The sequence below is a fragment of the Variovorax sp. efr-133-TYG-130 genome (genome assembly GCF_030208835.1).
GTDB lineage: Bacteria > Pseudomonadota > Gammaproteobacteria > Burkholderiales > Burkholderiaceae_C > Variovorax.
On sequence record NZ_JARVTD010000003.1, the window covers coordinates 257,696 to 283,453 of the forward strand.

13 protein-coding genes are annotated in these 25,758 nt (G+C 69.9%); 5 read left to right on the plus strand and 8 right to left on the minus strand.

Features of this window, described 5'->3' with window-relative positions; genetic code table 11:
- Positions 1-36 precede the first annotated feature (36 nt).
- The 6 genes from QRN67_RS03345 to QRN67_RS03370 all read right to left on the minus strand — a co-directional run bounded on the left by QRN67_RS03345 (position 37) and on the right by QRN67_RS03370 (position 16,137).
- Positions 37-1,206 (minus strand): polysaccharide biosynthesis/export family protein, encoded by a 1,170-nt coding sequence (locus tag QRN67_RS03345; protein WP_285411143.1) that lies wholly within the window; start codon positions 1,204-1,206, stop codon positions 37-39.
- 97 nt (positions 1,207-1,303) lie between these two features.
- Entirely contained in the window at positions 1,304-2,233 is a 930-nt protein-coding gene (locus tag QRN67_RS03350) for an alpha/beta fold hydrolase (RefSeq protein WP_285410461.1), read from the minus strand.
- Positions 2,226-3,044, minus strand: a complete 819-nt coding sequence (locus QRN67_RS03355) for a serine aminopeptidase domain-containing protein (protein WP_285410463.1) — start codon at positions 3,042-3,044, stop codon at positions 2,226-2,228. The genes QRN67_RS03350 and QRN67_RS03355 overlap by 8 nt, the downstream gene beginning before the upstream one ends.
- Positions 3,041-3,754, minus strand: a complete 714-nt coding sequence (locus QRN67_RS03360; RefSeq protein WP_106934504.1) for a 4'-phosphopantetheinyl transferase family protein — start codon at positions 3,752-3,754, stop codon at positions 3,041-3,043. The genes QRN67_RS03355 and QRN67_RS03360 overlap by 4 nt, the downstream gene beginning before the upstream one ends.
- A gap of 18 nt (positions 3,755-3,772) precedes the next feature.
- On the minus strand, positions 3,773-8,809 hold the full coding sequence (locus QRN67_RS03365; protein WP_285410466.1) for a non-ribosomal peptide synthetase: 5,037 nt from the start codon (positions 8,807-8,809) through the stop codon (positions 3,773-3,775).
- Positions 8,806-16,137, minus strand: coding sequence for an amino acid adenylation domain-containing protein (locus QRN67_RS03370; protein ID WP_503010864.1), 7,332 nt, complete (start codon positions 16,135-16,137; stop codon positions 8,806-8,808). Before QRN67_RS03370 ends, QRN67_RS03365 begins: the two co-directional genes overlap by 4 nt.
- Before the next feature lie 554 nt (positions 16,138-16,691).
- Between QRN67_RS03370 and QRN67_RS03375 the strand changes: the two genes are divergently transcribed.
- The 5 genes from QRN67_RS03375 (at position 16,692) to QRN67_RS03395 (ending at position 22,562) form a co-directional block, all read left to right on the plus strand.
- On the plus strand, positions 16,692-17,558 hold the full coding sequence (locus tag QRN67_RS03375) for a class I SAM-dependent methyltransferase (protein ID WP_285410469.1): 867 nt from the start codon (positions 16,692-16,694) through the stop codon (positions 17,556-17,558).
- Positions 17,559-17,657: 99 nt separating this feature from the next.
- Positions 17,658-18,392, plus strand: a complete 735-nt coding sequence (locus QRN67_RS03380; RefSeq protein WP_285410470.1) for a peptidoglycan DD-metalloendopeptidase family protein — start codon at positions 17,658-17,660, stop codon at positions 18,390-18,392.
- Positions 18,393-18,494: 102 nt separating this feature from the next.
- Positions 18,495-18,683 carry a hypothetical protein gene (locus tag QRN67_RS03385; protein ID WP_285410472.1) on the plus strand — a complete coding sequence of 63 codons (189 nt, stop codon included), beginning with the start codon at positions 18,495-18,497 and terminating at the stop codon, positions 18,681-18,683.
- Positions 18,684-18,801: 118 nt separating this feature from the next.
- On the plus strand, positions 18,802-19,929 hold the full coding sequence (locus QRN67_RS03390) for a metallophosphoesterase family protein (RefSeq protein WP_285410473.1): 1,128 nt from the start codon (positions 18,802-18,804) through the stop codon (positions 19,927-19,929).
- Complete coding sequence (locus QRN67_RS03395) at positions 19,926-22,562, plus strand: AAA family ATPase (RefSeq protein WP_285410475.1); 2,637 nt, start codon at positions 19,926-19,928, stop codon at positions 22,560-22,562. Before QRN67_RS03390 ends, QRN67_RS03395 begins: the two co-directional genes overlap by 4 nt.
- An 18-nt stretch (positions 22,563-22,580) precedes the next feature.
- Here the strand turns inward: QRN67_RS03395 and QRN67_RS03400 are convergent, their stop codons facing one another.
- The gene (locus tag QRN67_RS03400; RefSeq protein WP_081269541.1) at positions 22,581-23,357 is read right to left on the minus strand and encodes a DeoR/GlpR family DNA-binding transcription regulator; all 777 of its coding nucleotides are present in this window, start codon (positions 23,355-23,357) and stop codon (positions 22,581-22,583) included.
- A gap of 103 nt (positions 23,358-23,460) precedes the next feature.
- Positions 23,461-25,737 carry a phosphocholine-specific phospholipase C gene (locus QRN67_RS03405; protein WP_285410480.1) on the minus strand — a complete coding sequence of 759 codons (2,277 nt, stop codon included), beginning with the start codon at positions 25,735-25,737 and terminating at the stop codon, positions 23,461-23,463.
- Positions 25,738-25,758 lie beyond the last annotated feature (21 nt).

A 25,758-nucleotide genomic window follows, 5' to 3' on the forward strand; every position in this document is an offset into this window, starting at 1 on the left:
GGTTCACCTTTTCGTGCGGGAGACGGGGTAGGGCGCTTACCGGCGCGCGGTGTCGCGGGCCAGGTTGATGACCTGGGCCGACGGAAGAATCAGGCTGAACACGCGGCTCCACGTGGCCAGCGGCACATGGTCGACGTACACCACGTCGCGCGGCTGCAGCTCGAAGCGGTCGGCCAGCGCGAGCGCCACCGGGTTCCTCGCGTTGAGGTTGAAGACCTGCGGCGCACCGGGGTTGTCCGGCGTGTTGCGCACGACGTAGATCTGGCCGGTGTCCGCCGTCGTCAGGTCGGGCCCGCCCACGTCGCCCAGCGCCTCGTTCAGGCTCAGGCGGCCGTTCAGGCGCATCTGCAGCGCCGACGGCGCCCGCACTTCGCCCATCACGTAGACCCGGTTGTCCTCGCGGGTGCCGACGTTCACGATGTCGCCGTTGCGCAGCGGAATGCCGTTGGCGTCGAAGCCCTGCGCCTGCAGCAGCGGCAGGTCGATCTGCGTCGATACGCCGCCGCGCGTGAGCGTGACATGCGAGCGGTCGCCGAGCTGGGTGAAGCTGCCGGCACGGCTGATGGCTTCGGAAAGCGTCATCGGCACGTCGGTGAAGATCTGAAGCCCGGGCGTGCGCACCTCGCCCTGCACATAGGCGCGCTGGCTGCGGAACGACTGGATGCGCACCGACACCTGCGGTTCCTTGACGAAGGCCTTGATGCGCCGCGCAACCAGTTCCGACGCGCCGCTCTCCGTCAGGCCCTGCACCTTGGTGCGTCCGATGTACGGAAAGAAAATCTCGCCCTTGGCGTCGACGATGAAGCCGGGCGCCACGGTGACGCCGGTCGGGTCCGACTGCTGCGCGATCACCGCGCCCGCGTTGGGCAGCAGTTCCGGATGGTCGTAGACGATGATGCTGATCACGTCGCCCGGCCCGATGGTGTAGACCGGCGCTTCGGCGAACAGCCTCTTGATGGAGTCGGGCACGCCCTTGGGCCGCTGCGCGATCTGCGTGCGGATCAGGTCGGGCGTGATCGGAATGATCTTGCCGGCGGCCGCCGACGCGGTCGCGTCCCCACCGCCCTGGTTGCCGTCTCCGTAGTTCAGCGGCCCCGGCGTGCCGAAGCCCGGCGCGCAGCCCGCCAGCCCCAGGGAAAGCAGCAGGGCCAGGCCCAGCCATCGCAGGCGGTATTTCGCCAGGGCGAGGGCTGAGAGCGTGCGCATGCCCGGTGAGGGCCTGGCGGAATGGATGTGGTCCATGGTTATCTCCTTGACTGCCGGTGTGAACGGTTCTGTGCGGGGTGGGTCGGGCTTGGCCGGCTCAGGGAGCGGCCAGGGTGGCGGGCATGGCGCGCCCGGCGCCTGCCGCGGCGCGGCTGGCGCTGCGCCGCTCGGTGCTGGCGCCGAAGCAGCGCTCGGCGACCCAGTCGCCCACCGACTGCAGGAACAGCTGCTGTCCCTTCTCGGTGCAGACGGTGTGGTCGACCTCGCGCATGAATTCGTACTGGAGCGATTGCGCGAAGGGCGCATGGCGGAAGGCGCCGAGCTGGTCGCGGTCGTAGTCGCAGACATGCAGCGAACCCGAATACAGCAGCTGCATCGCCACCTTGCGCTCGGCCAGCTGCTTCATGGTGGCGGCGAACCAGTTGGCGGTGGCCTCGGGCGAGCTTTCCTCGGTGAAGAAGCCCGGCAGCGGCTTGTTTCCCGTCTGGATGCGCAGCACCCGGCGCTTGAGCCAGCGCACGGCCTTGCCCGCGAACGACGGGTGCACCGGCGCGGCCAGCGCGCGCCGCACGGTGCGCTCCCAGCGCGTGCGGCGCTCGGGGAAGGCGAAGCCGTCGAACATCGAGATGCCGATCACGCGCGTGTCCGCCGCGCCGGCCGACATGGCGTGCTCCGCGCCCGAGCACATGCCGACGATCACGAACTGCCGGATGCCCAGCCTGTTCTCGATCAGGTCCATGGCGGCGCGCAGGTCCTGCACGGCGCGCGTGCGCAGGTCGCTGCTGGCGTCGGCCGCGTCGCTGTCGCCCACGCCGCCCAGGTCGAGCCGCAGGCTGCTCACCCCGCGCGCCGCCAGCAGGTGCGCCAGCTTGACGTTGATGCGGCGCGGGCCGACCCGGTGGTTGGCGCCCATGTTGAGCATCAGGCAGCCCACCGCGGCGGCGCCCTGGCCAGCCGGCGTGGTGAGCATGCCCACCAGCGATTCGCCTTGCCCGAAGCGGACCGGGCTTTGCGTCATCTCATTCATGAAGAGCTCCCTGGAGGCGGTTGAGCGCGTCCGCCGGCACCATCGCGCTGTTGGGATAGGGGTCGGCGGTCCACTCGAGACGGTGCTTGAAGTACGCGAGGCGCACCGGCATGTGGCGCGACTGCTGCTCGGCGGCCCATTGCGCCGTGTATTCGTCTTCCGGCTGCGCCAGCACCAGCGTGTCGTGCAGCGCGGTGAGCTGCAGCGCGTCGGGCGTGAGCGCCGCGAGCTGCGCGCGCAGCGTGCTCGACAGCGAGGCGCCCAGCGCTTCTTCCGGCACGGCGTCGGGCTCGCGCAGCAGGTTGCGGCGCCATGAGAGGTCGGGGATGCAGAAGGTGGCGTCGACGGCCGCCACGTGCTGCTCGCGCAGGAAGCGGGCGTAGCGCCGGCCGTCGATCACCGGCTCCCAGAGCACCAGCCGCACCGGGTCGCAGCGCCCGTTGCGCGCGGCCAGCACGGCCAGGGTGGCGCCGAGCCGGGCGCCGACCCAGACGATGCGCGCGCCGGGCGCACGGCGGCGCAGTTCCTCGTGCGCCGAGCACAGGTCGCGCCGCCAGCCTTCGAACTCGCCCTGGCGCTCGTCGCCCGGTGAATCGCCGGTGCCGTAGAAGTCGAAGCGCAGCGTGACGATGCCGGCGCGCGCCAGGCGCTCGGCCAGCACCTTGAAGAAGCGGTGCGTGCGCAGGCCCTCGGCGCCGTAGGGCGGGCAGACCAGCACGGCGGTTTCCGCGCTGCCGGTGTCTTCCGCGGGATGGAAGATGCCGAACAGCTGGCGCGACGCCGGTCCGAACATGAGCGCGAGGGAGTTCATGCCCGTGCCTCCGCCATCGGACCGCTCACGGTCGCGCGGCCCTGGGTCTCGCGCCATTCGGCGATCGCGCCCACGCAGTCCATGCGCGGCGGCGCGGCGCCCAGCACCAGCCACAGGATGCGCCCGGCCACCGAGAGCTCGACGCTGCGGCAATCGGGCTCCAGCCCCACCTCGAAGCTCTGCGGCGACACCAGCATGCCCACGCCGATCGCCTTCAGGCAGGCCTCCTTGCGGGTCCAGCAGGTCAGGAAGGCGCGGTCGCGTTCGTGCTCGGGCAGCGCGGACAGGGCCTCGTTCTCGCGCCGCGTGAAATGCCGCGCGGCCAATGCGGCGGCGTCGGGCACCTTGCGAAGCAGTTCGACGTCGACCCCCAGCGGCCCGCGCCCGCCGATGGCGATCAGCGCCAGCCCCTGGCAATGGCTCATGGAGAACTGCGTGCGCGGGCGGCCCTGCAGCGAAGGCTTGCCGAAGGCGCCGACGGCAAAGTCCAGCGCATCCGCCGGCAGGCCGGTGTGCGCGGACAACACCTGCCGCAGCGCGATGTGCGCCGCCACGAAGTGCTGCCGGTCGCTGCCGAACCGGAAGCCGTCCGCCCGCTCGCACTCGTGCTGCGACAGGATCTGCGCGGGCAGCAGGTCGGTGAACTCGTCCAGGTCGACGTAGCGGCAGACCGATGCGTCAATGGAGCGTGCGAGGGAGGCGCTTGTCATGGCGTTCTTTCTTCTTCCTCAGCTCTTGCGCAGCCAGCCGCCAAAGGCGCGTCCCAGCAGGCCGCCGCGCGGCGGCGTGGCGGCGGCGGGCAGGCCCTGGAGTTCCGACGGAATGCTGTCCGGGCCGGTCGTGTTCACCGGCTGGAAGGTGGACGAGGCGGCGATCTGCCCGAGGTTCTCGAACAGGTAGCGCCGCGGCTCCACGCGGTAGCCCAGCAGCAGTTCGGTCTGCTGCACGGCGCGCAGCACCAGCAGCGAATCACCGCCGAGATCGAAGAAGTTGTCGCTCGCGCGGATGTCGTTGACGTCGATGCCGACCACGCCGGCCCACACCTGCGCCAGCTGCGCCTGCTCGGGGTTCATCAGCCCGGCCTTGGCCTTGGGCGCGCCCCCCGCCGCACCGGCCGGCGCCTCGGCGCGCGACGTGTCGGCCGCGAGCTTGCGCAGGTAGGCGGCGCTGGTCGAGCCTTCGGCGCTGGCGATGTAGTCGAGGCTGGCCTCGGGCCTGTCGCCGGCGCGATGCAGCAGTTCGAGGTAGCGCTCGCGCAGCTGGGCGCCGGTTTCGCGCAGGTAGATGTCGGCGTTGTAGATCAGCGCGCCTTCCAGCCCGCTCGGCTTGTCCATCAGCCACACGCCGATGTCGTCGGTGGCGCCGCGCTGCATCAGGTGCATCTGCCGCGTCTGCAGGCTGCCCAGGCGGCGCGAGCGGTCGCGCGCGTCCTGGAACGAGAACATCGACTGGTACGGCCCCGACGCCTTGGCCTGGCCGCCGGAGCCGGGCTCGGCCATCAGGCGCTCGAACGGCACCTGCTGGTAGTTCATGAGCGTGAGCAGCTCCTGCTTCACGTAGCGCATGAACTCGGGCAGCGACTGGCGCATGTCGATCTGCAGCGACACCGGCAGCACGTTGTTGAAGACGCCCATCACGTCCTCGGTCTCCGGCTGCTGGCGGCCGCGCACCGGGTTGGCGATGACGATGGCGTCCGAGCCGATGGTGCGGGCCATGGTCAGCGCATAGAGGCCGAAGGTCAGCATGCTGAGCGTCACGTCCATGCCGCGCGCCACTTCGCGCAGCCGCTGCGTGGCCGCCAGGTCGATGTGGATCCACTGCGTGCCGCCCTGGCCGCTCTTGCCCGCCCGGCGCGGCATGTCGGTGTTGGGCAGCCGGGGCAGGGGCGCGGCGGCGAAGCGCTTGCGCCAGAACCCGATCTGCTCTTCGAACGCAGGCTCCTTCATCCACTGGGCGAGCCACTCGGCGTAGTCGCCGTGCGTGGTGGCAATGGCCGGCAGGCCGTGCGCGCGGCCGCGCTCGGCGGCGTCGTAGAGCGCGGAAAGCTCGCGCTGCATCAGGTCGAAAGACCAGCCGTCCCACACCAGGTGGTGCGGCACGAACACGAAGGCGTGGTCGCGCTCGTCGAGCTTGAACAGCGCCGCATGCGCCATCGGCGCGCGGTGGATGTCGATGGGGCGGTCGGCCAGCTCCTGCATCTGCTCGGCCAGCTCGGCCTCGCGCTGGTCGGCGGGCAGGTCGCGCAGGTCGATCACCGGCAGCGAGAAATCCACAGACTGCGCAATCGACTGGACGGGCTCGCCGGTGCGCGGGTCGGTGCCCATGCTGGTGCGCAGCGCGGGCTGGCGGCGAATGATCTCGCGCAGCACAGATTCGAAGCGCGCCGCATCGAACTCGCCCAGCAGCCGCTGCGCCGACGGCGCGTTGTAGACCGAGCGGCCGGGGTGCAGCTCTTCCATGAAGCGGATGCGCTCCTGCGACGGAGTCATCGGCGCGGTGGTGCGGTCAGGCCGGTTGGGCAGCGGCACCTGCTCGCCGGCGCCGGTGCCTTGCAGCGCCTCGACGGCCACTGCCAGCCGCTCGGCGGTGGGCGCCTCGAACAGCGTGCGCAGCGGCAGCGTGATCTGGAACTCGCGGCTCAGCAGCGTGGCCAGCCGGGCGGCCAGCAGCGAATGGCCGCCCATGGTGAAGAAGTCGTCCTTCATGTCGAGGCCGGGCAGGCTCAGCACCTGCTCCATGGCAGCGAGCACCTTGCGCTCGCTGTCGGTGCGCGGACCTGCGCCGCGCTGCATGGTTTCGCGCGGCACGGCCTGCGGTGCCGGCAGCGAGGCGCGGTCGAGCTTGCCGTTGGGCAGGGTCGGCAGGCTGGCGAGCGTGACCACGTGCTGCGGCAGCATGAAAGCCGGCAGGCTGCCGCGCAGGTGCTGCATCAGCGCCTCGAGGTCGAAGGCGGCGCCCGCCGCGTTCGGCGCGAGGGCGAGGTACGCCACCAGTCGCACGTCGCCGGGGTTGTCTTCGCGCGCCACGACCACGCTGCGCGAGACGCCGGCAACCTCGTTGCAGCGGGCCTCGATCTCGCCGGGCTCGATGCGGTAGCCGCGCACCTTCACCTGGAAGTCGAGCCGGCCCATGTGCTCCAGCAGGCCGTCGTTGCGCCAGCGGCCCCGGTCGCCGGTGCGGTAGAGGGGCGTGGCATGGCCGAGGATGCGCGCGGTGACGAAGCGCTCGGCCGTGAGTTCGGGCCGGTCGTGGTAGCCCAGCGTGACGCCGTCGCCGCCGATGCAGATTTCGCCGGGCACGCCGAGCGGGCAGGGGCGCAGCTCGGCGTCGAGGATCCACACCTGGGTGTTGTCGATCGGATGGCCGATCGACACGCCGCGCGAGGCGACCACGTCGCGCTGCATGTTCCACACGGTCGACCACACGGTGGTCTCGGTCGGGCCGTACACGTTCCACAGCTGCTCGCAGCGGTCGAGCAGCTCGAGCGCCAGGCGCGGGCGCACCGGCTCGCCGCCGATCCAGCCCCGGAAGCCGGGCGCGCCGGGCCACTGGGCGTCGAGCAGCAGCTGCCACATGCCGGGCGTGGCCTGAAGGATGGTGACGTCTTCTTCCTCCAGCAGGGCGCGCAGGTGGTTGCCGTCCATGGCGGTCTCGCGCTGCACCATCACGATCTCGGCGCCGGCCGCGAGCGGCAGCAGCAGCTCGGCCACGGCGATGTCGAAGGACAGCGTGGTGACGGCCGCGATGCGGTCCGCCGCGCCGATGCCGGGCTCCACGCGCATCGACTGCAGCAGGTTGGCCACGCCGCGGTGCGGCACGCTCACGCCCTTGGGCTTGCCGGTGGAACCCGACGTGTAGATCACGTAGGCCGGGTCTTCGGCGCCGGCGTCGAGCTCGCCCGGCTCGAGCGCTGTTGCGGGGGCCTGTTGCCAGGCGGTGTCGCGGTCGATCTCGAAGATGTGCTGGCTCGCGTCGACCCGCCACTGGCGCGGTGCCGTCGCGATGTCGGACGTGGTGAGCAGCAGGCCGAGCCGCGCGTCTTCGGCGTAGTGGTCGAGCCGCGCCTGCGGGAAAGCGGGGTCGAGCGGCACGTAGGCGGCGCCCGATTTCAGCACCGCCAGCAAGGCTACCAGCATGTCGGTGCCGCGCTCCAGGCACAGGCCCACGTGCTGGCCCCGGCCGATGCCGCGCTCGCGCAGCGCATGCGCCAGCCGGTTCGACTGCGCGTCGAGCTCGCCGTAGGTGCTGCGCCGCGCGCCGTCGCGCAGTGCCGGCCGCTCGGGGTGCAGCAGCGCGCGGGCCACGAAGCCGGCATGCGCCAGCGGGTCGCCAAGCAGCTCGGTGGGCGCGGGCTGCAGCGCGGCCAGCACCAGCGAGGCCTCGGTCGACAGCACCTCGAGCCGGCCGATGGCCTCGGACGGGTCGCGCGTGGCCGACCGCAGCACGCACTCGAACATGTCGAGCCAGCGCTGCACGCTGACTTCGTCGAACAGGCCGGTGTTGTACTGGGCCTCGATCACCAGCCCGCCTTCGAGCGGGCGCAGGTTCAGGAACAGCTCGAAGTTCTCGTACTGGCGCGGCACGGTGTCCTGCCTGACGGACAGCCCGACGAAGCTGTCGGTGCCGCTCGCCACGTCGGGGTCGACGTTGAACATCACGCTCACCAGCGGCAGCCGGCTGGCGTCGCGCTGCAGCGAGAGCTGGCCGAGCAGCGCGCCGTAAGTCAGCGACTGGTGCTCGAAGGCGTCGAGCACGGCGGTGCCGCATTCGCTCATGAGCGCGTCGAAGCGCAGATGCGCGTGTGCGTTCACGCGCAGCGGCAGCAGGTTGACGCAGTGGCCCACCAGGCCGGGCATGTCGCGCGCCAGCTGGCCCGAGGCCGGAATGCCGACCACGATGTCGTCCTGCCCCGTCAGCCGGTGCAGCGTGGCGACGAAGGCGCCGAGCAGGCCGGCGAACAGGCTGGTGCCGGCCTTGCTGCTGACCGAGCGCATGGCGGTGACCAGGCGGCGGTCGAGCGTGCGTTCGGCGCGCAGCGACGTGAAGGTACGCACGGCCGGGCGCGGGTGGTCCAGCGGCAGGTCCAGCACGGGCGGCGTGCCGCCCGAGAAGCGCTCCAGCCAGTAGTCCACGTGCTGCTGCATGTCGGGGTGCGCGGCTTCGGCGGCTTCCGCCGCGGCGAAGTCGGCATAGGACGGCGCGGCCTTCAGCCGCAGCCCCTGGCCGATCTGTTCGGCGTACAGGTGGCCCAGCTGCTCGGTGATGACCGCCCACGACCAGCCGTCGCACACCACGTGGTGGGCCGACATGACGAGTTCATGGTCGTCCTCGCCCAGGCGATACAGCACAGCCCTGAACAGCGGCCCGTGCTCGAGCGAGAAGGGCGTGCACACCGCCGCGTTGTGCGCGGACGCCAGCACCTGTTCGCGCGATGGCGGGTCGAGCTTGGCGAGGTCCATCATGCCCATCGGCTCGGCCGGGGCCTGGCCGACCAGCATGCAGGTGCCGTCCGGCGAGATGGTGGCGCGCAGCGACTGGTGGCGCTCGACCAGCGCGGCCATCGCAAGGCCCAGCGCCTGCGCATTCAGCGGCCCGTGCAGGCGCAGCAGCACCGATTCGTTGTAGGCCAGCGAAGCCTCCGGGCTCAGCATGGCGCCGAGCCAGACTTCACGCTGCGATTCGGTGGTCGGGATGACGCACTCGATGATCCCGCTGGTGGCGGGGCCCGTTCCGGTGTCGGTCTCGGGGCGCAGGACGGCGTTCATGCTGCGGCCTTTCCATTGACGTGGTGGGTGAATGCCTGCGCCGTGTGCGCGGTCTGCGCCTCCGGCACGTACCAGAAGGGCTGGCCGTCGACGTCGCGCGCCAGCACCGAGCCTTCTTCGGCCGGCTTGCGCACGTCGAAGCTGGTCACGACCGCGGCGCGGCGCGGCAGGAAGCCCGATTCCTGCATCTCCGCGACCGATTCCCTGAAGGCGCGCTGGATGAAGGCGATGTCCTCGGCGCTGTGCGCGCTGGTGAGGAAGCAGGGGAAGTTGTCCAGGATGTGCACGCCGCGGCTGCGCATCATGGCGAACAGCAGGTCCTGCAGCGGGTGGTCTTCGAGCCAGCTCACGCGCCACAGCGAGCCGAAGTGGCGTATCTCGATCGGCGCGCCGACCTCCTTGCACCAGGCCGACATTTCCGCGGCCATGGCGCTGGTGCTGCCCGTGAGCCCGGCCTGCAGCGCGGGGCCGGCTTCCTTCAGATGCAGGAGCGAGGCCTTGGCCGCGGCCAGCGCCAGCGGATGGCGCACGAAGGTGCCGGCGAAATAGGTCACGCCGACGCCGGGGATCGAGTCGTCGCCGTACTGCCACGGGCCGCCGTCGAGCGCGTCCATGAACTCGCGCTTGCCCGCGATCACGCCCACCGGAAAGCCGCCGCCGATCACCTTGCCGTAGGTGGCGAGGTCGGCGCGCACGCCGAACAGCTCCTGCGCGCCGCCCAGCGCGGTGCGGAAACCGGTGATGACCTCGTCGAAGATCAGCGCGCAGCCGCTCTTGGCGGTGATCTCGCGCACCTCGTGCAGGAACTCGCGCGGCTGGAAGTCGGGCCGGCGGCTTTGCACCGGCTCGGCCAGCACGGCGGCCAGGTCGTCGGCGTTGTCGCGGATGAAGGCCAGCGCCTCCGGCGTGCCGTAGTCGAGCACGCGGATGTCGCCGAACATGCCGCTCATCACGCCCGGCGCGGCCGACAGGCCCTTGCCGCCCTTGCCGGCGCGCACCAGCACTTCGTCGAAGGTGCCGTGGTAGGAGCCGGTGAACACCACCACCGTGCTGCGGCCGGTGACGGTGCGCGCGATGCGCAGCGCCGCCATCACGGCCTCGGAGCCGGTGTTGCACAGGCCGGCGCGGTCGCTGCCCGTGAGCTCGCAGATGAGCGCGGTGACGTCGGCGGCCAGCGGGTGCTGCGGGCCGATCTCGTAGCCCGCGTCGAGCTGCCTGCGCACGGCGTCCTGCACGAAGTCGGGCTGCCAGCCGAACATGTTCATGCCGAAGCCGTTGAGCGCGTCGACGTATTCGTTGCCGTCCAGGTCCCACATCTTCGAGCCCTTGGAACGCTCGATGACGATCTGGTAGGTGATCTCTTTGGTGACCGGGCGGAAGCCGTTGACCACGCGCGGGTCGGCCATGTGCGAGCGGTTGGCCTCGGTGAACTGCTTGCTCTTGATGGTGCGCTCGATGTAGCGGCGCATGAATGCCGCGAGCCGGGCCTTCTGGCGGCCGCTGGGCTCGGCCGTGCGCTGGGTGTGGATGCGGGCGATGGCGCCGAAGGCCTTGGCGACGTCGTAGCGCAGCGGCTCCTTCGACGGCGCGGGCTCGTCGGCGGCGGGGGCCGCCGCCGCGACCGGTGCGGCGGCGGCCGGCGCCTGCACTGCCTGCGGCATGACCGGCGCGGCGGGCGCGGTGCCCGACAGCAGGGCGAGCTGCTGGCGCATCAATTCCATTTGCTGCGCAATCAGCTGGGAGATCGGGCTGGAGGCCGCGTTGCCTTGCATCGGGGCGTAAACCACCGGTGCGGGCGCCGGGGCTTGAACGGGCTGCTGCACCGCGGGCGCTTCAGCCGCCGCAACGGGCGCCACGACCGGCGCGGCTTCGGGCGGCAGGCTCTCGCGCAGGAACGCGGAGAGCGCGTCGAAGCAGCGGTAGTTCTCCATCAGCTGCCTGAAGCTCAGGTTGACCTTGAAGTGCTTCTTGATCTGGGTGGCCGCCTGCGTCAGCGTGAGCGAATCCAGGCCGAGCTCGCCGAAGGGCGCATGGCCTTCCGCCTGCGCCATGTCGATGCCGGAGATGTCCTCGAACAAGGCGCGCAGGCGCGCATCGACGGGAGGGGAGGACGCGGAGGAAGGGAGAGGCGAGGTCGCTGCAGCTGTCACGATCGGCTCCAAAGGTGTGGGTGTGGCGGAAGGGGCGGGCGAGACTGAAAGAGGTGCGGCGGGGATAGCGGCGGTCGCGGCGGCCCCGCCGGTTTCGGGAGCGGCGGCGATGTCGACCCAGAAGCGCTTGCGTTCGAACGGGCTGGTCGGCAGGCGCACGCGCTGGGCGCCGGTGCGGCTGGACAGGCGCGACAGCTCGACTTCCGCGCCGCAGGTCCACAGCCGGCCGACGGCCAGGCACAGCGTGCGTTGTTCGTCGGCGGGCTCGCCGTGCAGCAGCGGCACGGCAGCGCTCGCGCCGTGCTGGCGGACCAGCGTGGAGAGGGTGTTGCGCGGACCGGCTTCGATGAAGAGCGGCTGCGCGGCGTGTTCCATCGCGGCGCGCACGGCCGGCGAGAAGCGAACGGTGCCGCGCAGGTGCCGCGCCCAGTAGGCAAGGCTGGTGGCTTCTTGCACCTCCAGCAGCCGGCCGGTGAGGGTCGAGAAGATCGGCGTCTGTGGCGCATTCAACGCCACCTGGCCCACCAGCGCCTCGAAGGGCGCGACGGCGCCGTCCATCATGGCGGAGTGGAAAGCGTGCGATGTCTGCAGCGCGCGGCATGCGATGCCTTCGGCTTCCAGCGTGGCCTGCAATGCGGCGATGGCCTCGAAGGGGCCGGCGGCGACGCAGGCCGTGGGACCGTTCTCGGCGGCGAGCGAGAGCGAGGCGCCCAGCCTTTGCTCCAGCTCGGCCGCGCCGATGCGCACCGACAGCATCGCGCCCGCCGGCAGCGCCTGCATGAGCGCGCCGCGCCGGGCGACGAGCCGGGCCGCATCTTCGAGCCGCATGACGCCCGCAAGCACCGCGGCGACGAACTCGCCCACGCTGTGGCCCATCAGCGCATGGGGCCGCACGCCGGTGGCCAGCAGCCGACGCGCCAGGGCGTATTCGATGGTGAAGAGCGCGGGCTGGGTGACGGCGGTGGGCGACAGCGCCTTCGGGTCGTCCGAGAACATGCGCTCGCGCAGGTCGAAGCCGGTGGTGCCGGCCATGGCATCGATGCAATCGTCGAAGGCGGCGGCGAACACCGGGTCGGCCGCGTGCAGCACCCTGCCCATGCCGGCGTACTGCGCCCCCTGGCCCGGGAACATCAGCACCGGCTGCGGCGCGCGCGAGGCAAGCCGGCCGCTGGCGCGCCAGGGCGAATCGGCGGCACGCAGCGCCTCGATGGCCTGCACCGTGTCGGCCGCCACCACCACGCGGCGGAAGGCGTGGGCCTTGCGGCCGACCGCCAGCGTGTGGGCGACGTCGGCCAGCGGCTGTTCGGCATGCGCCTGCAAGTGCGCCGCGAGCTGCTCGGAGGCAACGGCCAGTGCTGCTTCCGAGCGTGCCGACAGCGGCAGCACCTGTTCGCCGGCGGCGATGGGCGACGCCGGCCGCGGCGGCGCTTCCTCGACGATGACGTGCGCATTGGTGCCGCCCACGCCGAAGGAGCTCACGCCCGCGCGGCGCGGCAGGTCGCCGCGCGGCCACGGCTGCAGGCTGGCGTTCACGTGGAAGGGCGTGCGCGCGAAGTCGATCGCCGGGTTGGGCGTCTCGAAGTGCACCGTCGGCGGGATCTGCCCGTGGTGCAGCGCCAGCGCCGTCTTGATGAGCCCCGCCGCGCCGGCGGCCGTGACCATGTGGCCCACGTTGCTCTTGAGCGAGCCCAGCGTGCAGTAGCCGAGCGCGTCGGTGTGCTCGGCGTAGGCCACGGCCAGCGCCTCGACCTCGATCGGGTCTCCCATCGGCGTGGCGGTGCCGTGCGCCTCCACGTAGGAAATGCTGCGCGCGTCGACCTCGGCCGCCGCCAGCGCGGCGCGGATCACCGCGGCCTGGCCGTCCACGCTGGGCGCGGTGAAGCTGGCCTTGGCGCCGCCGTCGTTGTTCACGCTGGCGCTGCGCAGCAAGGCGTAGATGGTGTCGCCGTCGGCCTGCGCGTCGGCCAGGCGCTTGAGCAGCACCACGGCCGCGCCGTCGCTGAAGACGGTGCCCTGGGCCTTCGCGTCGAAGCTGCGCGTGTGGCCGTCGGGCGAGAGCATCGAGCCCTCGTTGTAGAGGTAGCCGCTGCGCGGCGGGCAGGTGACCGATGCGCCGCCCGCCAGCGCCATGTAGCACTGGCCGGTGCGCAGCGCGTGGAAGGCGTGGGCCACGGCCACCAGCGAGGTCGAGCAGGCGGTGTGCACGCTGACGGCCGGGCCGGTGAGGTTGAGCCGGTTCGCCACCCGCGTGGTGATGTAGTCCTTCTCGTTGGCCAGCATCACCTGGAATTCGCCGACCGGTTCCACCAGGTCGGGCCGGGTGCTCACGTGGCGCTGGAAGTAGGTGGCGTTGTACATGCCGGCATACACGCCGACCGGGCCGGGCGCGGCGTCGGGCACGTAGCCGGCGCGCTCCAGGCATTCCCAGCAGATCTCGAGGAACACCCGCTGCTGCGGGTCCATGAGCTGCGCTTCCTTGGGGCCGATGCCGAAGAAGGCGGCGTCGAAGTTCTCGATGCCGTCGATCACGCCGCGTGCGCGAACATAGGACGGATCGCTGCGCAGCGCCTGGCTCACGCCGGCGTCGAGCGTGGCGTCGTCGAAGAAGGTGATGGTGTCGCGGCCGGCAACGAGGTTGTCCCAGAACTGCTCCACGTCGGCGGCACCGGGGAAGCGGCCGGCGGTGGCGATGAGCGCGACCGCGTCGGAAGCCGGCGCGGCGGCGCGCGGGGCGGACGGTTGCAATGCCGCCTGCACGGGTGCCTCCGCCGGAGGACGCAGCCGTGCGGCCATCGCCTTCGGCGTCGGGTCGCGGAAGAACAGGTTGGTCGACAGCGGCAGCGCGGTGTCGCGCTTCAGCTCGCCCAGCACCTGCAGCACCAGCAGCGAATCGCCGCCGAGGTCGAAGAAGTTGTCGTTGCGCCCGACCTTGTCGATGCGCAGCGCGCGCGCGAAGGCTTCGCACACCTGCTGCTCGACGGCGTCATGCGGCTCCTCGTAGGGCTGCGAAAGCTCGGGGCGGCCGGCGGCGGGCTCGGGCAGCGCGCGGCGGTCGAGCTTGCCGTTGGGCGTGACGGGCAGTTGATCGAGCCAGACCTGCGCCGAAGGCACCAGCGCCGCCGGCAGGCGGGCCGCGAGGTGCGTGCGCAGCGCCTGCCACGAAAGCTTCGGGCCCCGGGCCACGAGGTACGCCACCAGGCGCAGTTGGCCATCGGCATCGGGCCGGGCGACCACCGCGCAAGACTGCACCCCGGGGTGGGCGAGGACGGCGGCTTCGATCTCGCCGGTCTCGATGCGGTGGCCATGGATCTTGACCTGGCCGTCGCGGCGGCCGATGAATTCGATGGTGCCGTCGGGCAACCAGCGCGCGAGGTCGCCGGTGCGGTAGAGCCGGTCGGCCGGACCGCCGAAGGGATCGGGCACGAAGCGGTCGGCGCTGAGTTCGGGCTGGCGCAGGTAGCCGCGCGCCAGTCCGTGGCCGCCGATGCACAGCTCCCCGACCAGGCCGGAGGGCAGCAGCGCCATCGAGGGGCTCAGCACGCGCAGCACGGTGTCCTTGATCGGACGCCCGAGCGGCACGGAGCGGGTGTCGGCCGGCAGCGTGGGCGCGATGCGGTGCGTGGTCGCGAAGGTGGTGCACTCGGTCGGGCCGTAGCCGTTGCTCAGTGCCAGGCCGGGCAGGGCGGCGAGCGCCCGGCGCACATGGGGCACCGAGAGCGCCTCGCCGCCGGTGAACAGGTGGCGCAGGCCGGCGAGGTGGACCGGGTCGTCGTCGATGACAGCGTTGAACAGCGCGGCCGTGAGCCAGGCGGTATGCACGTCGTGGCGCGCGATGGTGCGGGCCAGGCCGGCACCGGTGGGCACGCGTTCGTCGTGCACCACGCAGCAGCCGCCGTTGAGCAGCGGGCCCCAGATTTCGAGCGTGGCCGCATCGAAACCCAACGGAGCTGCATGCAGCATGGCGCGGCCCGGCGCGAGCTCGACATAGTCCACGCCGACCACCAGCCGCAGGATCGAACGGTGGCAGATCTCGATGCCCTTGGGCGCACCGGTCGAGCCCGAGGTGTACATGACGTACGCGACCGATTCGCCGTCGATGGCCGGTTCATTCCATGAACTGCGTTCTTGGTTGTCCAAGGCATCGTCCAGCAGCAAAACGCGTTGTTCGGCCGGCACGAGATGGCGAAAGGCTTGCGCCGTGATCACGTGCCGGGCCTGCGCCTCGGCGAACATGTAGGCGATCCGCTCGGGCGGAAAGTCGGTCGGCACGGGAACATAGGCGCCGCCCGCCTTCAGGATGCCGATCAGCGCCACGACGGCGCCCAGCGAGCGGTCGAGCAGCAGGCCGACGCCGTCGCCGCTTCGCACGCCCAGCTGCTGCAGGTGGCGCGCGAGCTGGTCGGAGCGGCGGTCGAGTTCGGCGTAGCTCATCCGCACGTCGCCTTCGGCGACCGCGATGGTCTCGGGGGCGGCGGCGGCCTGGCGGCGGAACATGCCGGTGACGGTGAGCGTGCGGTCGAGCGCCGACGGTGGCGTGTTCCAGCGGACGAGCTGGTCGTGGCTGTCGGCGACGGGCAGGGTGCGGATGTCGTCCAGCGCGGCATCGGGGCGGGCCAGCAGGTCGGCGGCGGTGTCGGCGAGTGCGGCCAGCAGGCGCTCGGCGCAGGCCATGTCCATCAAGGCCGCCGCCACATCCATATGCAGGGAGCCGGAGGCTTCGTCGAGCCAGAGGCGCAGGCGGGCGTCGGGTTTGGCCGTGTCGGCGGCATCGCGCAGCCACAGCGAGACGGGCGGCTGCGCGCCGGTGGCCGCAGGGCTCGCCGCGCGACGGGCGGCATCGAGTTCCGCGATCCAGGTGCCCGCGGGGCAGATGGCGTCGAAGGCCACGGTCGTGGACGTGTGCAACGCCTTGGCGCCTGCCAGTTCATGCAGCACCGGCCAGAGCACACCGAGCCACCGCGACTGCAGCAGCAGCCACGCGCCGGCAAACAGGGTGTCGGGCAACTGGCCACCGGTTGCGGACGCCTGTGCCCGGCGTTGCAGGAAGTCGGGTGCGAGGGACAGGGAGACGGCGTGCCGCCCGCCCGGCGTTTCCGGGTTCGCCCGCGGCACGAACAGATCTTCCAGAAGCGTGTCTGGAGCGCTGTGCCGTGACGTCGAAACAGATTGAATTTCCATGTAATTACCCGAAAAGAAATACGATGGAACCAATTGAATAGGCCGAATGGCCAGTGACTCAATTGAGGCTTTGAATTTGCACCCTGTGTTTTTTCGTGTCTCGATCCTAGGGTGTTTCCCCAAGCCGATGTGGGTACTTTCGATCTACGTTACAGATTGACATAGTTATTTCTGAAACGTACTACCGCAACTGTCCAGTCCTGGGTAACTGATGCGCCGTTTAGGGCAAAAGCAGGTGATGGGACACCCCTCCGGGCGCCGGCAGGCGCGCTCCGAAGCGGGGTACTCATGGGGATGCCGAGAGGGAGAGGGCGCCGAATCGGCCGCAGCGGCGGGAGCGTCAGGGAGACCAGCGCAAGGCATTGCCCACAGAGGGAGAGATGCGGAAAACGCACCGCACGCACGCTCGCAAAATGAAACCCGGCCCTAAAAGCAGGCTGTTATTAATTGGTGGAGCGTGTAACCGAATAAAAAACCGCTGTACAGCACAGAAAAACGAACAAAACTCAATGGGGCATACGCACATGCGCGGAAGCAATATTTGAAAGCCTCCAATGCTCAACGACATCTTATTACCCGATGTAGTTCTCCAGCGCCGCGGTCTCTATTACGAGTCGGTTATTCCGAACAATTCGCCTGGATTGACCGCCAATGCCATTTATTTCGGCAATGAGGCTTGGGCCAGGGAATATCTGGACTTCTGCCATCGCGATGCGCATTTCAGGAGCCGGTGGCTCGCAGCGGGCGGCGACTGGACGGACAAGGTGGTCATCGACCTCGGTTGCGGCCCCGGCAATGTCTTTGCCACGCTCGGCGGCAAGCCCAGGATGCTGGTCGGCGTGGACGTGGCCGGCGGCTCGCTGGAAATGGCTTCGCGCCTGGGTTACACGGCGGTGCTGGCCGATGCGGCGCATACGCCGTTCCGTTCGCGCGTGGCGGACATCGTGGCCATCAATGCTTCGCTGCACCATTGCGACGACATGACGGCGGTATTGAGCGAAGGCGCGCGGCTGGTGAAACCCAATGGCCTGCTCATTACCGACCACGACCCGCAATTGACCGCATGGGATTACAAGGGCCTGGCGAAATGGATGTGGGACGCGCGCCTGTGGATCTACCGCGTGACGCGGCACGGGTTTCACAAGACAGGCAGCCAGCAGTCCTGCGGGCTGCAGACCGAACTGCACCACCGCCCAGGGGACGGCGTGACGCATGAACTGTTCAGGCGAACGCTGGAGCCGCTGGGGTTCGAGGTCCGCATTCATCCCCACAACCACCAGATCGGCGCCCGGGCCCTGGAAGGCGAGGTCGGCCCGGCGCAATGGAAATACCGCATGGGCAACCGGCTGTCGGGCCGCGACCCGCGCGCGCCTGACAGCGCGCTGTCCCTGATGTGCATCGCCAGGCGCACCATGAACTGACAGCGCGCAGCCGCCGCCGTCCAGCCCCGGGCGCGACGGGCCTTCAGCCACTGCTGGTAGGCTCGAACGTCTTCAGGAAAAAAGGAACGGCTAGTGGTTGTGACAGGCAGGAACTGGTGCGCGGTCATCGCGCTGATCGCGGCATTGACGCTGGCGGCGTGCTCCACGACGAAAGCCCCGGTGGCGGGCCCCGGCGAATATGTGGTCCAGCCCGGCGACACGCTCTACCGCATCGCCTCCAGGATCGGCCGCTCGCCCGGCGACATCGCCCGCTGGAGCAATCTCCAGGACCCCGACCGCCTCGAAGCAGGGCAGGTGCTGCGCGTGGCACCGCCGGGCGGTGCCTCGGCGCCGTCGCCGGATGCATCCGCGCCGCCGCCGCCGCCGAGGGCCGGCGGTGCCGACCGCCAGAGGCCGCCGCCGCGTCCCGCCGCGCGCGAGCCCGACCCCGTCGTTCCGCCAGCCGCCCGGCGCAGCGACTGGGGCTGGCCCGCGCAGGGCCAGGTCGTGGCGGGCTTCAACGGCTCCAGCAACAAGGGCATCGACATCGGCGGCAACACAGGCGACCCGGTGGTGTCCATCGGCAACGGCTCGGTGGCCGTCACAGAGACGCTGCGCGGCTACGGCAGCGTGCTCATGGTCGACCACGGCGGCTCCTACATGTCGGTCTACACCAATGTGCGTTCGGTGCTGGTGAAGCAGGGCCAGCGCGTGCAGCGGGGCCAGAAGATCGCCGAGATCGGCACCGCCGATGCCGGCCACCCCAAGCTGCACTTCGAGATCCGGTACCGCGGCAAGGCCGTCGACCCCCGGCAGTACCTGCCGGCGCGGTAGGCGGCCGGGGCATTTCGACCGAAAGTTATCCCACGGATTGGGGATGTTCCCGGTTCCCCGGAGGGCGCAGACTCGCGCCCTCATTCGTTTAGGGGGTACTACATGGAACTCACGTACTGGTTGCTCGTCGGCACGTTGCTGGCGCTGCTTCCCGCTGAATGGTTTTTGCTGGTTCCGTTCAGCCTCGGCTGGCAGCCCTTGCGCGAGCAGATCGCAGAGCAGGTCGCGCGTTCCGTGGCGCTGGCCGATGAATGCGCGGGGCCGTTCGACAGGCCCACCATCTCCTTCTGAAAGCGCGCGCCTTCGCCAGGAGGCCCCATCCCCCGTGTCGCCGTACATCGCGGGCATCTAAGATGCTCGCTGTTTTTGAGACGACCGGAAGACGCGAGAGGCAAAGGGAGGGCCACGCATGATTTCTTTGCTCCATACCGCGGACTGGCAGATCGGCCGCGTGTTCTCGCAGTTCGAGCCCGACGACGCCGCGGCGCTGTTCGAGGCCCGCTTCAAGGCGGTCGAGCGGCTGGCCGCCATTGCCAGCGAACGTGCGGTCGATGCGGTGCTGGTGGCGGGCGACGTGTTCGACCTGCAGACGGTTTCCGACAAGACCATCCGCCGCATGTTCAACGCGATGCAGGGCTTTGCGGGGCCGTGGCTGCTGATTCCCGGAAACCACGACTCCGCCCTCGGTGAATCGGTCTGGAGCCGCGCCGCCCGGCTCGGCGCGGTGCCGTCGAACGTGGTCTGCTGCCTGGAGCCGGTGCCGCGCACCGTGGCCGGCAAGTTCACGCTGCTGCCCGCGCCGCTCACGCAGCGCCATACCTATGGCGACCTGACCGACTGGTTCGCGTCGGCCTCGGTCGAAGAAGAAGGCCTGCCGCGCATCGGGCTGGCGCACGGCTGCGTGCAGGGCATTCTTTCGGAAGACATCGACTCGGCCAACCCCATCGCGGCGGACCGCGCGGCGCAGGCCCGGCTCGACTACCTCGCGCTGGGCGACTGGCACGGCACGCGCCAGACCGACGAACGGACCTGGTACGCGGGCACGCCCGAGACCGACCGCTTTCGCGCCAACGACTCCGGGCAGGCGCTGCTGGTGACCATCGCCGGCGCCGGCGCGTTGCCCGAGGTCGAGCGGGTGCGCACCGGCCAATATGCATGGCAGCAATGGGAGCCGCGCCTGTCCGTGGCTTCCGACATCGACGAGCTGGTGGAAAAGCTGAACCTCGTGGGCGCCAACGACGTGCTTCAGCTGCGCGCGCAAGGCAGCTGCGACCTCGGTGGCCACAACAGGCTCGGCGCCGCGCTCGACGCGGCCCGCGCCCGGGCCCGCGCGCTGGTGTGGGACGGCGAGGCGCTGCGCCTCGAACCGACAGAAGAAGACATCCAGGCCCTGCATGCCGACGGTTTCGTCGGCGAGGCCCTGCAAGACCTGCGCTCGCAGCAGGACGGCGCCGATGCCGAACTGGCTCGCGACGCGCTGCTGACGCTGGCACGCATCCTCGACGCGCAGGCACCGCGCGCGGGAGCCGCCGCATGAGCATGAAGCTGCAACGCCTTCGCATCGAGAACTTCAAGCTGTTTCGGGCGCCGCTGGAAATCGATGGCCTCACCGACGGGCTGAACCTGTTCGCGGCGCCCAACGAGTCGGGCAAGTCCACCGTCGCCGAAGCGATTCGCGCCGCGTTCTTCGAGCGGCACCGCTCCAGCGCGGTGGAGCATCTGCGGCCGTGGGGCGAAAGCTCGGCGACGCCCACGGTCGAACTCGATTTCGAGCTCGACGGCAAGCCCTGCCGCCTGACCAAGGCCTTTCTCGGCAAGAAGCGCTGCGAACTCAGCATCGACGGCAAGGCGATGGACGGCGCGGTGGCCGAAGACCATCTGGCGGCGCTGCTGGGGTTCAAGTTTCCGGGCAAGGGCGCGAGCACGCCGGAGCACATGGGCATTCCGGGGCTGCTGTGGATCCGGCAGGGCACCTCGCACGACATCTCGAGCGCGGTGGGCTTCGCGAGCGACCATCTGCGCAATGCGCTGGGCGAATCGCTGGGCGAGCTGGCGTCGAGCAATGGCGATGCGGTGCTGAAAGCGGTGGAAAGCGAGCGCAACGAGCTGCTCACGCCCGCCGCGGGCACGCCGCGTGGCGCGTATGCGGATGCGATCAGGCTCAGGGATGAGCTCGACGGCGAACTGAAGCGGCTGCGTGTCGACATCGAGGCCTACCAATCGGGCGTCGACCGCCTTTCAAGCCTGCGCCGCGACCACCAGCGCGACGAGGCAGCGCGCCCCTGGGCCGCGTTGCGCGAGCAACTCGCCGGTGCGCAGCAGCGCCTGGACGAGGCCAAGGGGCTGGCGGACCGCAAGGCCGCGCAGGACGCCGCGCTGCGCCAGGCCACGGTGCAGGTCAACGCATTGCGCACCCAGCTGCAGGCAATGGAGCGGGAAGAATCGACCGTCGTGCAGCGCGAAAAGAATCTGCTGACGGTGAGGGAAGGCCTCGCCAAGGCCCTGGAAGAACTGCAGGCCTGGGAGCCGCGCCACGCAGCGGCGGCGCAGGCCGATTCGGCTGCACGGGAAGCCCTGCGGCTCGCGCGCCAGGCGGCGGCACGCACCGCGCAGGAAAGAGCCGTCGAAGGCCTGGCAGAACAACTCGCGGCCCTCACCCAAAGCCACGCGAAGGCGAAGGGTGAGCAGGACAAGGTCACGCGGCTGCAAGCCGAAGCGCAGTCGCTCGCTGTGCCGGATGGCGAACTCAAGCGCCTGCAGCGCTGCGCGGACACGCTGCGCACAGCGCAGGCCAAGCTGGATACGGTAGCCACGGCACTGGAATTCGACCTGCTGCCCGGCGCAGATGTGCGCGTGGCGGGCGCGGCGGTGTCAGGGTCGACGCGCCAGACCGTCATCGCGCGCACCGGAATCGATATTGCGGGTGTCGGCCGCATCACGGTGCTGCCGGGCGGCGCCGACCTGGAAGGACTGGCCATCGAGCGCGATCGCGCGCGTGACGAACTGGCCGAGCGGCTGCAAGCCTTGCGCGCCGAAAGCGTGGCGGCCGTCGAAGAGCGTGAACGCCTGCAGGCATCGCGCAAGAGCGAAGCCGCGGCGGCGGTGGCTGTATTGGCTGCGTTGGCGCCCAAGGGCCTGAGCGCATTGGCCGCCGACATCGCATTGCGCGAAGCACGGCTCGTGGAAGCCCGGGAGGTGCTGCAGGCGATGCCGGCATCGACCGATGCGCCGGCCACCCCGATTGCACAGGCAGAGTCGGAGGAGGGCGCCGCCCGCGCCGCGCTGTCGGATGCATCCGCCGCGCTGAACGACGCCAAGGTCGCGGCCGGCAACGCGCGCGAGCAGGTGAACGCCGCCGAGGCCGAGCTTGCCGCCGTGAAGGCCACCCTGAGCGATCCGCAGCGCGCCGGCCGCAAGGCCGATGCCGGCGCGGCGCTGACCGACGCGCTGGCGCAGCATTCGGCCATCCAGGACAAGGTCGGAGAACTCGCGCAGCAACTGCAGACCGTCAACCTGCCCGTGCTGTCGCAGGACGTGGAGCGGCTGGAGCGCAGCGTGAAGCAGGCCGAGGCTGCGCACAGCCAGCGTGCGAACGACATCACCCGCCTCGAGGTGGAGCTTCAGGTGAAGGGCGCGGCGGGCCTGGAAGAAGCCGCGTCCGAGAAGCAGCGCGAACTCGACCACGCCACGCGCCGGTGCGCGGAATTCGAGCGCCGCTCGAAGGCGCTCGACCATCTGCTCAGGCTGCTGCGCGAAAAGCGATCGGCCCTGGCGCGCCGTCTTCGGGCGCCGCTGCAGAAGCACCTCGATCACTACCTGCAGATCCTGTTTCCGGGGGCGCAGGTGGAAGTCGGCGAAGACCTTTCGCCGGGCCGCATCACCCGCCAGGGCCTGCGCGGCGCACAGAGCGGCGAGTTCGAAGAGCTGAGCGTCGGCGCGCGCGAGCAGATGGGCGTGGTCGCCCGGCTGGCCTATGCCGACCTGCTGAAGGAAGCGCGCAAGCCGACCCTGCTGATCCTCGACGACGCGCTGGTCAACACCGACGAAGAGCGCCTGAAGCAGATGAAGCGCGTGCTGTACGACGCGGCAACGCGCCACCAGATACTGGTGTTCAGCTGCCACCCGGAGGCCTGGCGCGACCTTGGCGTGGTGGCGCGGAGCATTCCGTAGAGCGCCGCTTTTTCGCGCTCAGGCGATCAGCAGCCGCTCGCAGGCTTTGCGCAACGGCACCAGGGCGGGCAGCGTGCGCGCCTTGGCGTCGGTGACGATCGCGTCGATGTCTTCCGTGCTCGCATAGGTCACGCGGCTGGCCTGGCCGATCTTGGCGTGGTCGGCCAGCAGCACCAGTTGCTGGGCCTGTTCGGCCATGGCGCGGGCCACCGCCGCCTCGTGGTGCTCGAAGCTCATGGCGCCGTGCCTGGCGTGCAGTGCCACGGGCGACAGCATCGCCACGTCGGCGCGGTAGCGGCGGATGGCCTCCACCGTGATGTCGCCGCAGGTGGCCTGCGTCTTCACGTCGATCTCTCCGCCCAGCAGGATGGTCTTGTTGCCGGTCAGCCGGCCCTCGCTGGAGCCCTCGAGCTTGAGCGCGATGCTCAGCGAATTGGTGATGACCGTCATGCCGCTCAGCGCGGCAATTTCTTCCGCCAGGATCGACATGGTGCTGCCCGCGTCGAGGAACACCGTCTGCCCCGGTGCCAGCAGCGTGACCGCAGCCTTGGCGATGGCGCGCTTCTCGCGCTGCCGCGCCACCAGCCGCACGGCCAGGGGCGGCTCGGGCTCCACGCCGGTCGCAATGGCGCCACCGTGCACGCGCCGCAGTTCGCCCAGGCCCTCCAGCTCGAGCAGGTCACGGCGCACGGTCTCGCGAGACACCGCAAGATCCTGCACGATGCGGTCGACGCTGAGTCGGGAAAAAGTGGCCAGCAGGCTGCGGATGCGCAGGAATCGTTCTTCTTGAAGCATTGAAACGCCGTGGTGAAAAGAAGGAGCGGCGCCATTGTGCCTACCACCGGTGCACTGCCGACGGGAAGACAGGCGGCCCCGCGGTGCGAAGCCGCCGTCGGCATCAGAGGTCGGCCATGCCCATCGCGGGATCGCTCACCGAGTGCTTGCCGGTTTCCACGCGGCCCGCGAAGCGGCGGTAGTAGCTGGCATCGGCGTCGCACGTCACCGCGAAGTCATACCAGCAGCCGCTGCCCGACAGGTCCCAGTGCTGCTCGGCGACAGTGCCGCCATTCACCGTGACGGTCCACGGGCCGTCGTCGCGGTAGGCCTTGGCACGGATGGTGAACTTGCAGGCGTTCTTGCCTCCGTTGAGCATCTTCAGGTAGACGTTGCCGTTGGCGATGTCGTAGCACACGCGAACCTCGGGCATCGCCACGTCGCCCGCGCGCAGCGTGTTGAGGTTGCCCTTGAAGTGGCGGTGGTAGCCGTTGGGGCCGAGCACCCAGAGGTCGTAGAAGCCGCTGTTGTCGGCCACCGGGTTCCAGGTGTCGTCGAGGGTCTTGCCGGCTTCGACCATGTAGCGGCGCGGCAGCAACCCGAGGTTGAGCTTGTCGTACACATGGAACACGGCTGCCGCCTTGCCGGTGTTGGCGAACAGCAGCTGCAGCTTGCCGTTGACGACATCGCTGCGCGCGCTGGTGTGAAGCTCGTAGGGCAGGGCGCGCGAAGGGCGCGTGCCCGTCGCCTGGCGGGGCAGTTGCGGATCGAGCGGCACGGCGATCTGCGGCAAGGCCTGCTGGTCGGCACGCAGCTGGTTGGCCTGGTCCTTGGTCTTGCGTCCGGCCAGCACCGGCAACGCATCGTTGTTGGGCGAGACGAAGTTGAAGGCGCTGGTCAGATCGCCGGCGATCGCGCGGCGATACGGCGAAATGTTCACCTCCTTGACTCCGAAGCGCGCCTCGAGGAAGCGCAGCACCGACGTGTGGTCGAACACCTGCGAATTGACCCAGCCGCCGCGGCTCCATGGCGAGATGACATACATCGGCACGCGCGGTCCCGGACCGTAGACGCGGCCGTCAGACGGCACGGTGGTGCTGCCGACCAGCGGGTACGTATGGCGCTCGAAGGCCACGTCGGCATCGGACAGCGTGGTCTTTCCGGCGACGGCGCCCTTGGGGTTGGTGGGATCGATCAGCGAAGGTGCCGACGGCGAGGGCATGTGGTCGAAGTAGCCGTCGTTCTCGTCGAAGTTGACGATGAACACCGTCTTGCTCCAGACGTCGGGGTATGCGGTGAGCGCGTCCAGCACCTCCTGGATGTACCAGGCGCCCTGCACAGGGCTCGAAGGGCCGGGGTGTTCGGAGTACGTGGCAGGCGCCACGATCCACGACACCTGCCGCAGCTTGCCGTTGGCCACGTCCTGCTTGAAGGTGCCGAGGAAGCCGCCGTCCGGCATGGTGTTGGCTACGCCCTTGTAGAGCGGGTTGCCCGCGTCGTCGCTGGCGGGGTCGTAGGCAGGCACGGTCTGGCCGGCGGGCGGACTGGCGTCGCCGTCATAGCGCATGTCGTTCTTGCCGGAGAGCTTGTTGGCCACGCGGTACTGCTGGAAGCCGTGCAGCGGGTTGTCGGTGTAGTTGTCGGGCAGGTTCTGGTAGACGATCCAGCTGACCTTGGCTTCTTCCAGGCGCTCGGGATAGGTCTTCCAGTTGCAGCCGAACTTGGTGGAATCGACACTGGGATTGCTCGTCGGGTCCCAGGGCTCCCTGAGGTTCTCCCAGGTGTTGTCGATCGAGGCCGTGCCTGCAAGGCCGGTGCCGACCTGGCCGGAGGGGCCGTTGGTGCCGGTCCAATGGAAAAGACGGTTCGAGTTGGTGCCCGTGTGCATGCCGCAGTGATAGGCGTCGCAGATCGTGAAGGCGTTGGCCAGCGCGTACTGGAAAGGGAGCTCGGCTTCCATGAAGTAGCCCATCGACGCGGTGTTCTTGTAGCGCGGCCACTGGTACATGCGTCCGCCGTCCCAGGCGTTCTGCGCATCGCCCCAGCTGTGCGGCGTGCCGCTCACGCGCTGCGCGTTGCCCTTGCTCTGGTCGAGGTGGTAAGGCAGCACGGGCTTGCCGTTGGCATCGCTCTGTTGCCAGACGTTCATGCCCTTGGGCAGCGGAATGGTGAAGCGGTCGCCGAAACCGCGCACGCCCATCAGCGTGCCGAAGTAGTGGTCGAACGAGCGGTTCTCCTGCATCAGGATCACGACGTGCTCGACGTCCATGATCGTGCCGGTCTTGTTGTTGGCCGGAATGGCCAGCGCTCGGCGAATGCTGGGCGGAAAAGCGGTCAGCGCGACGGCTGCGAGGCCCGACGAGGCGGTGCCCTTGAGGAAATTGCGGCGTGAGTTCTTCATGGTGTTTTGTTCCGAGGCTTC

Bases quoted from the DNA above. Each gene is read 5' to 3' on its own strand.
- QRN67_RS03345 (WP_285411143.1), bottom strand. From the start codon at position 1,206: ATGCGCACGCTCTCAGCCCTCGCCCTGGCGAAATACCGCCTGCGATGG.
- QRN67_RS03350 (WP_285410461.1), bottom strand. From the start codon at position 2,233: ATGAATGAGATGACGCAAAGCCCGGTCCGCTTCGGGCAAGGCGAATCG.
- QRN67_RS03355 (WP_285410463.1), bottom strand. From the start codon at position 3,044: ATGAACTCCCTCGCGCTCATGTTCGGACCGGCGTCGCGCCAGCTGTTC.
- QRN67_RS03360 (WP_106934504.1), bottom strand. From the start codon at position 3,754: ATGACAAGCGCCTCCCTCGCACGCTCCATTGACGCATCGGTCTGCCGC.
- QRN67_RS03365 (WP_285410466.1), bottom strand. From the start codon at position 8,809: ATGAACGCCGTCCTGCGCCCCGAGACCGACACCGGAACGGGCCCCGCC.
- QRN67_RS03370 (WP_503010864.1), bottom strand. From the start codon at position 16,137: ATGGAAATTCAATCTGTTTCGACGTCACGGCACAGCGCTCCAGACACG.
- QRN67_RS03375 (WP_285410469.1), top strand. From the start codon at position 16,692: ATGCTCAACGACATCTTATTACCCGATGTAGTTCTCCAGCGCCGCGGT.
- QRN67_RS03385 (WP_285410472.1), top strand. From the start codon at position 18,495: ATGGAACTCACGTACTGGTTGCTCGTCGGCACGTTGCTGGCGCTGCTT.
- QRN67_RS03390 (WP_285410473.1), top strand. From the start codon at position 18,802: ATGATTTCTTTGCTCCATACCGCGGACTGGCAGATCGGCCGCGTGTTC.
- QRN67_RS03395 (WP_285410475.1), top strand. From the start codon at position 19,926: ATGAGCATGAAGCTGCAACGCCTTCGCATCGAGAACTTCAAGCTGTTT.
- QRN67_RS03400 (WP_081269541.1), bottom strand. From the start codon at position 23,357: ATGCTTCAAGAAGAACGATTCCTGCGCATCCGCAGCCTGCTGGCCACT.
- QRN67_RS03405 (WP_285410480.1), bottom strand. From the start codon at position 25,737: ATGAAGAACTCACGCCGCAATTTCCTCAAGGGCACCGCCTCGTCGGGC.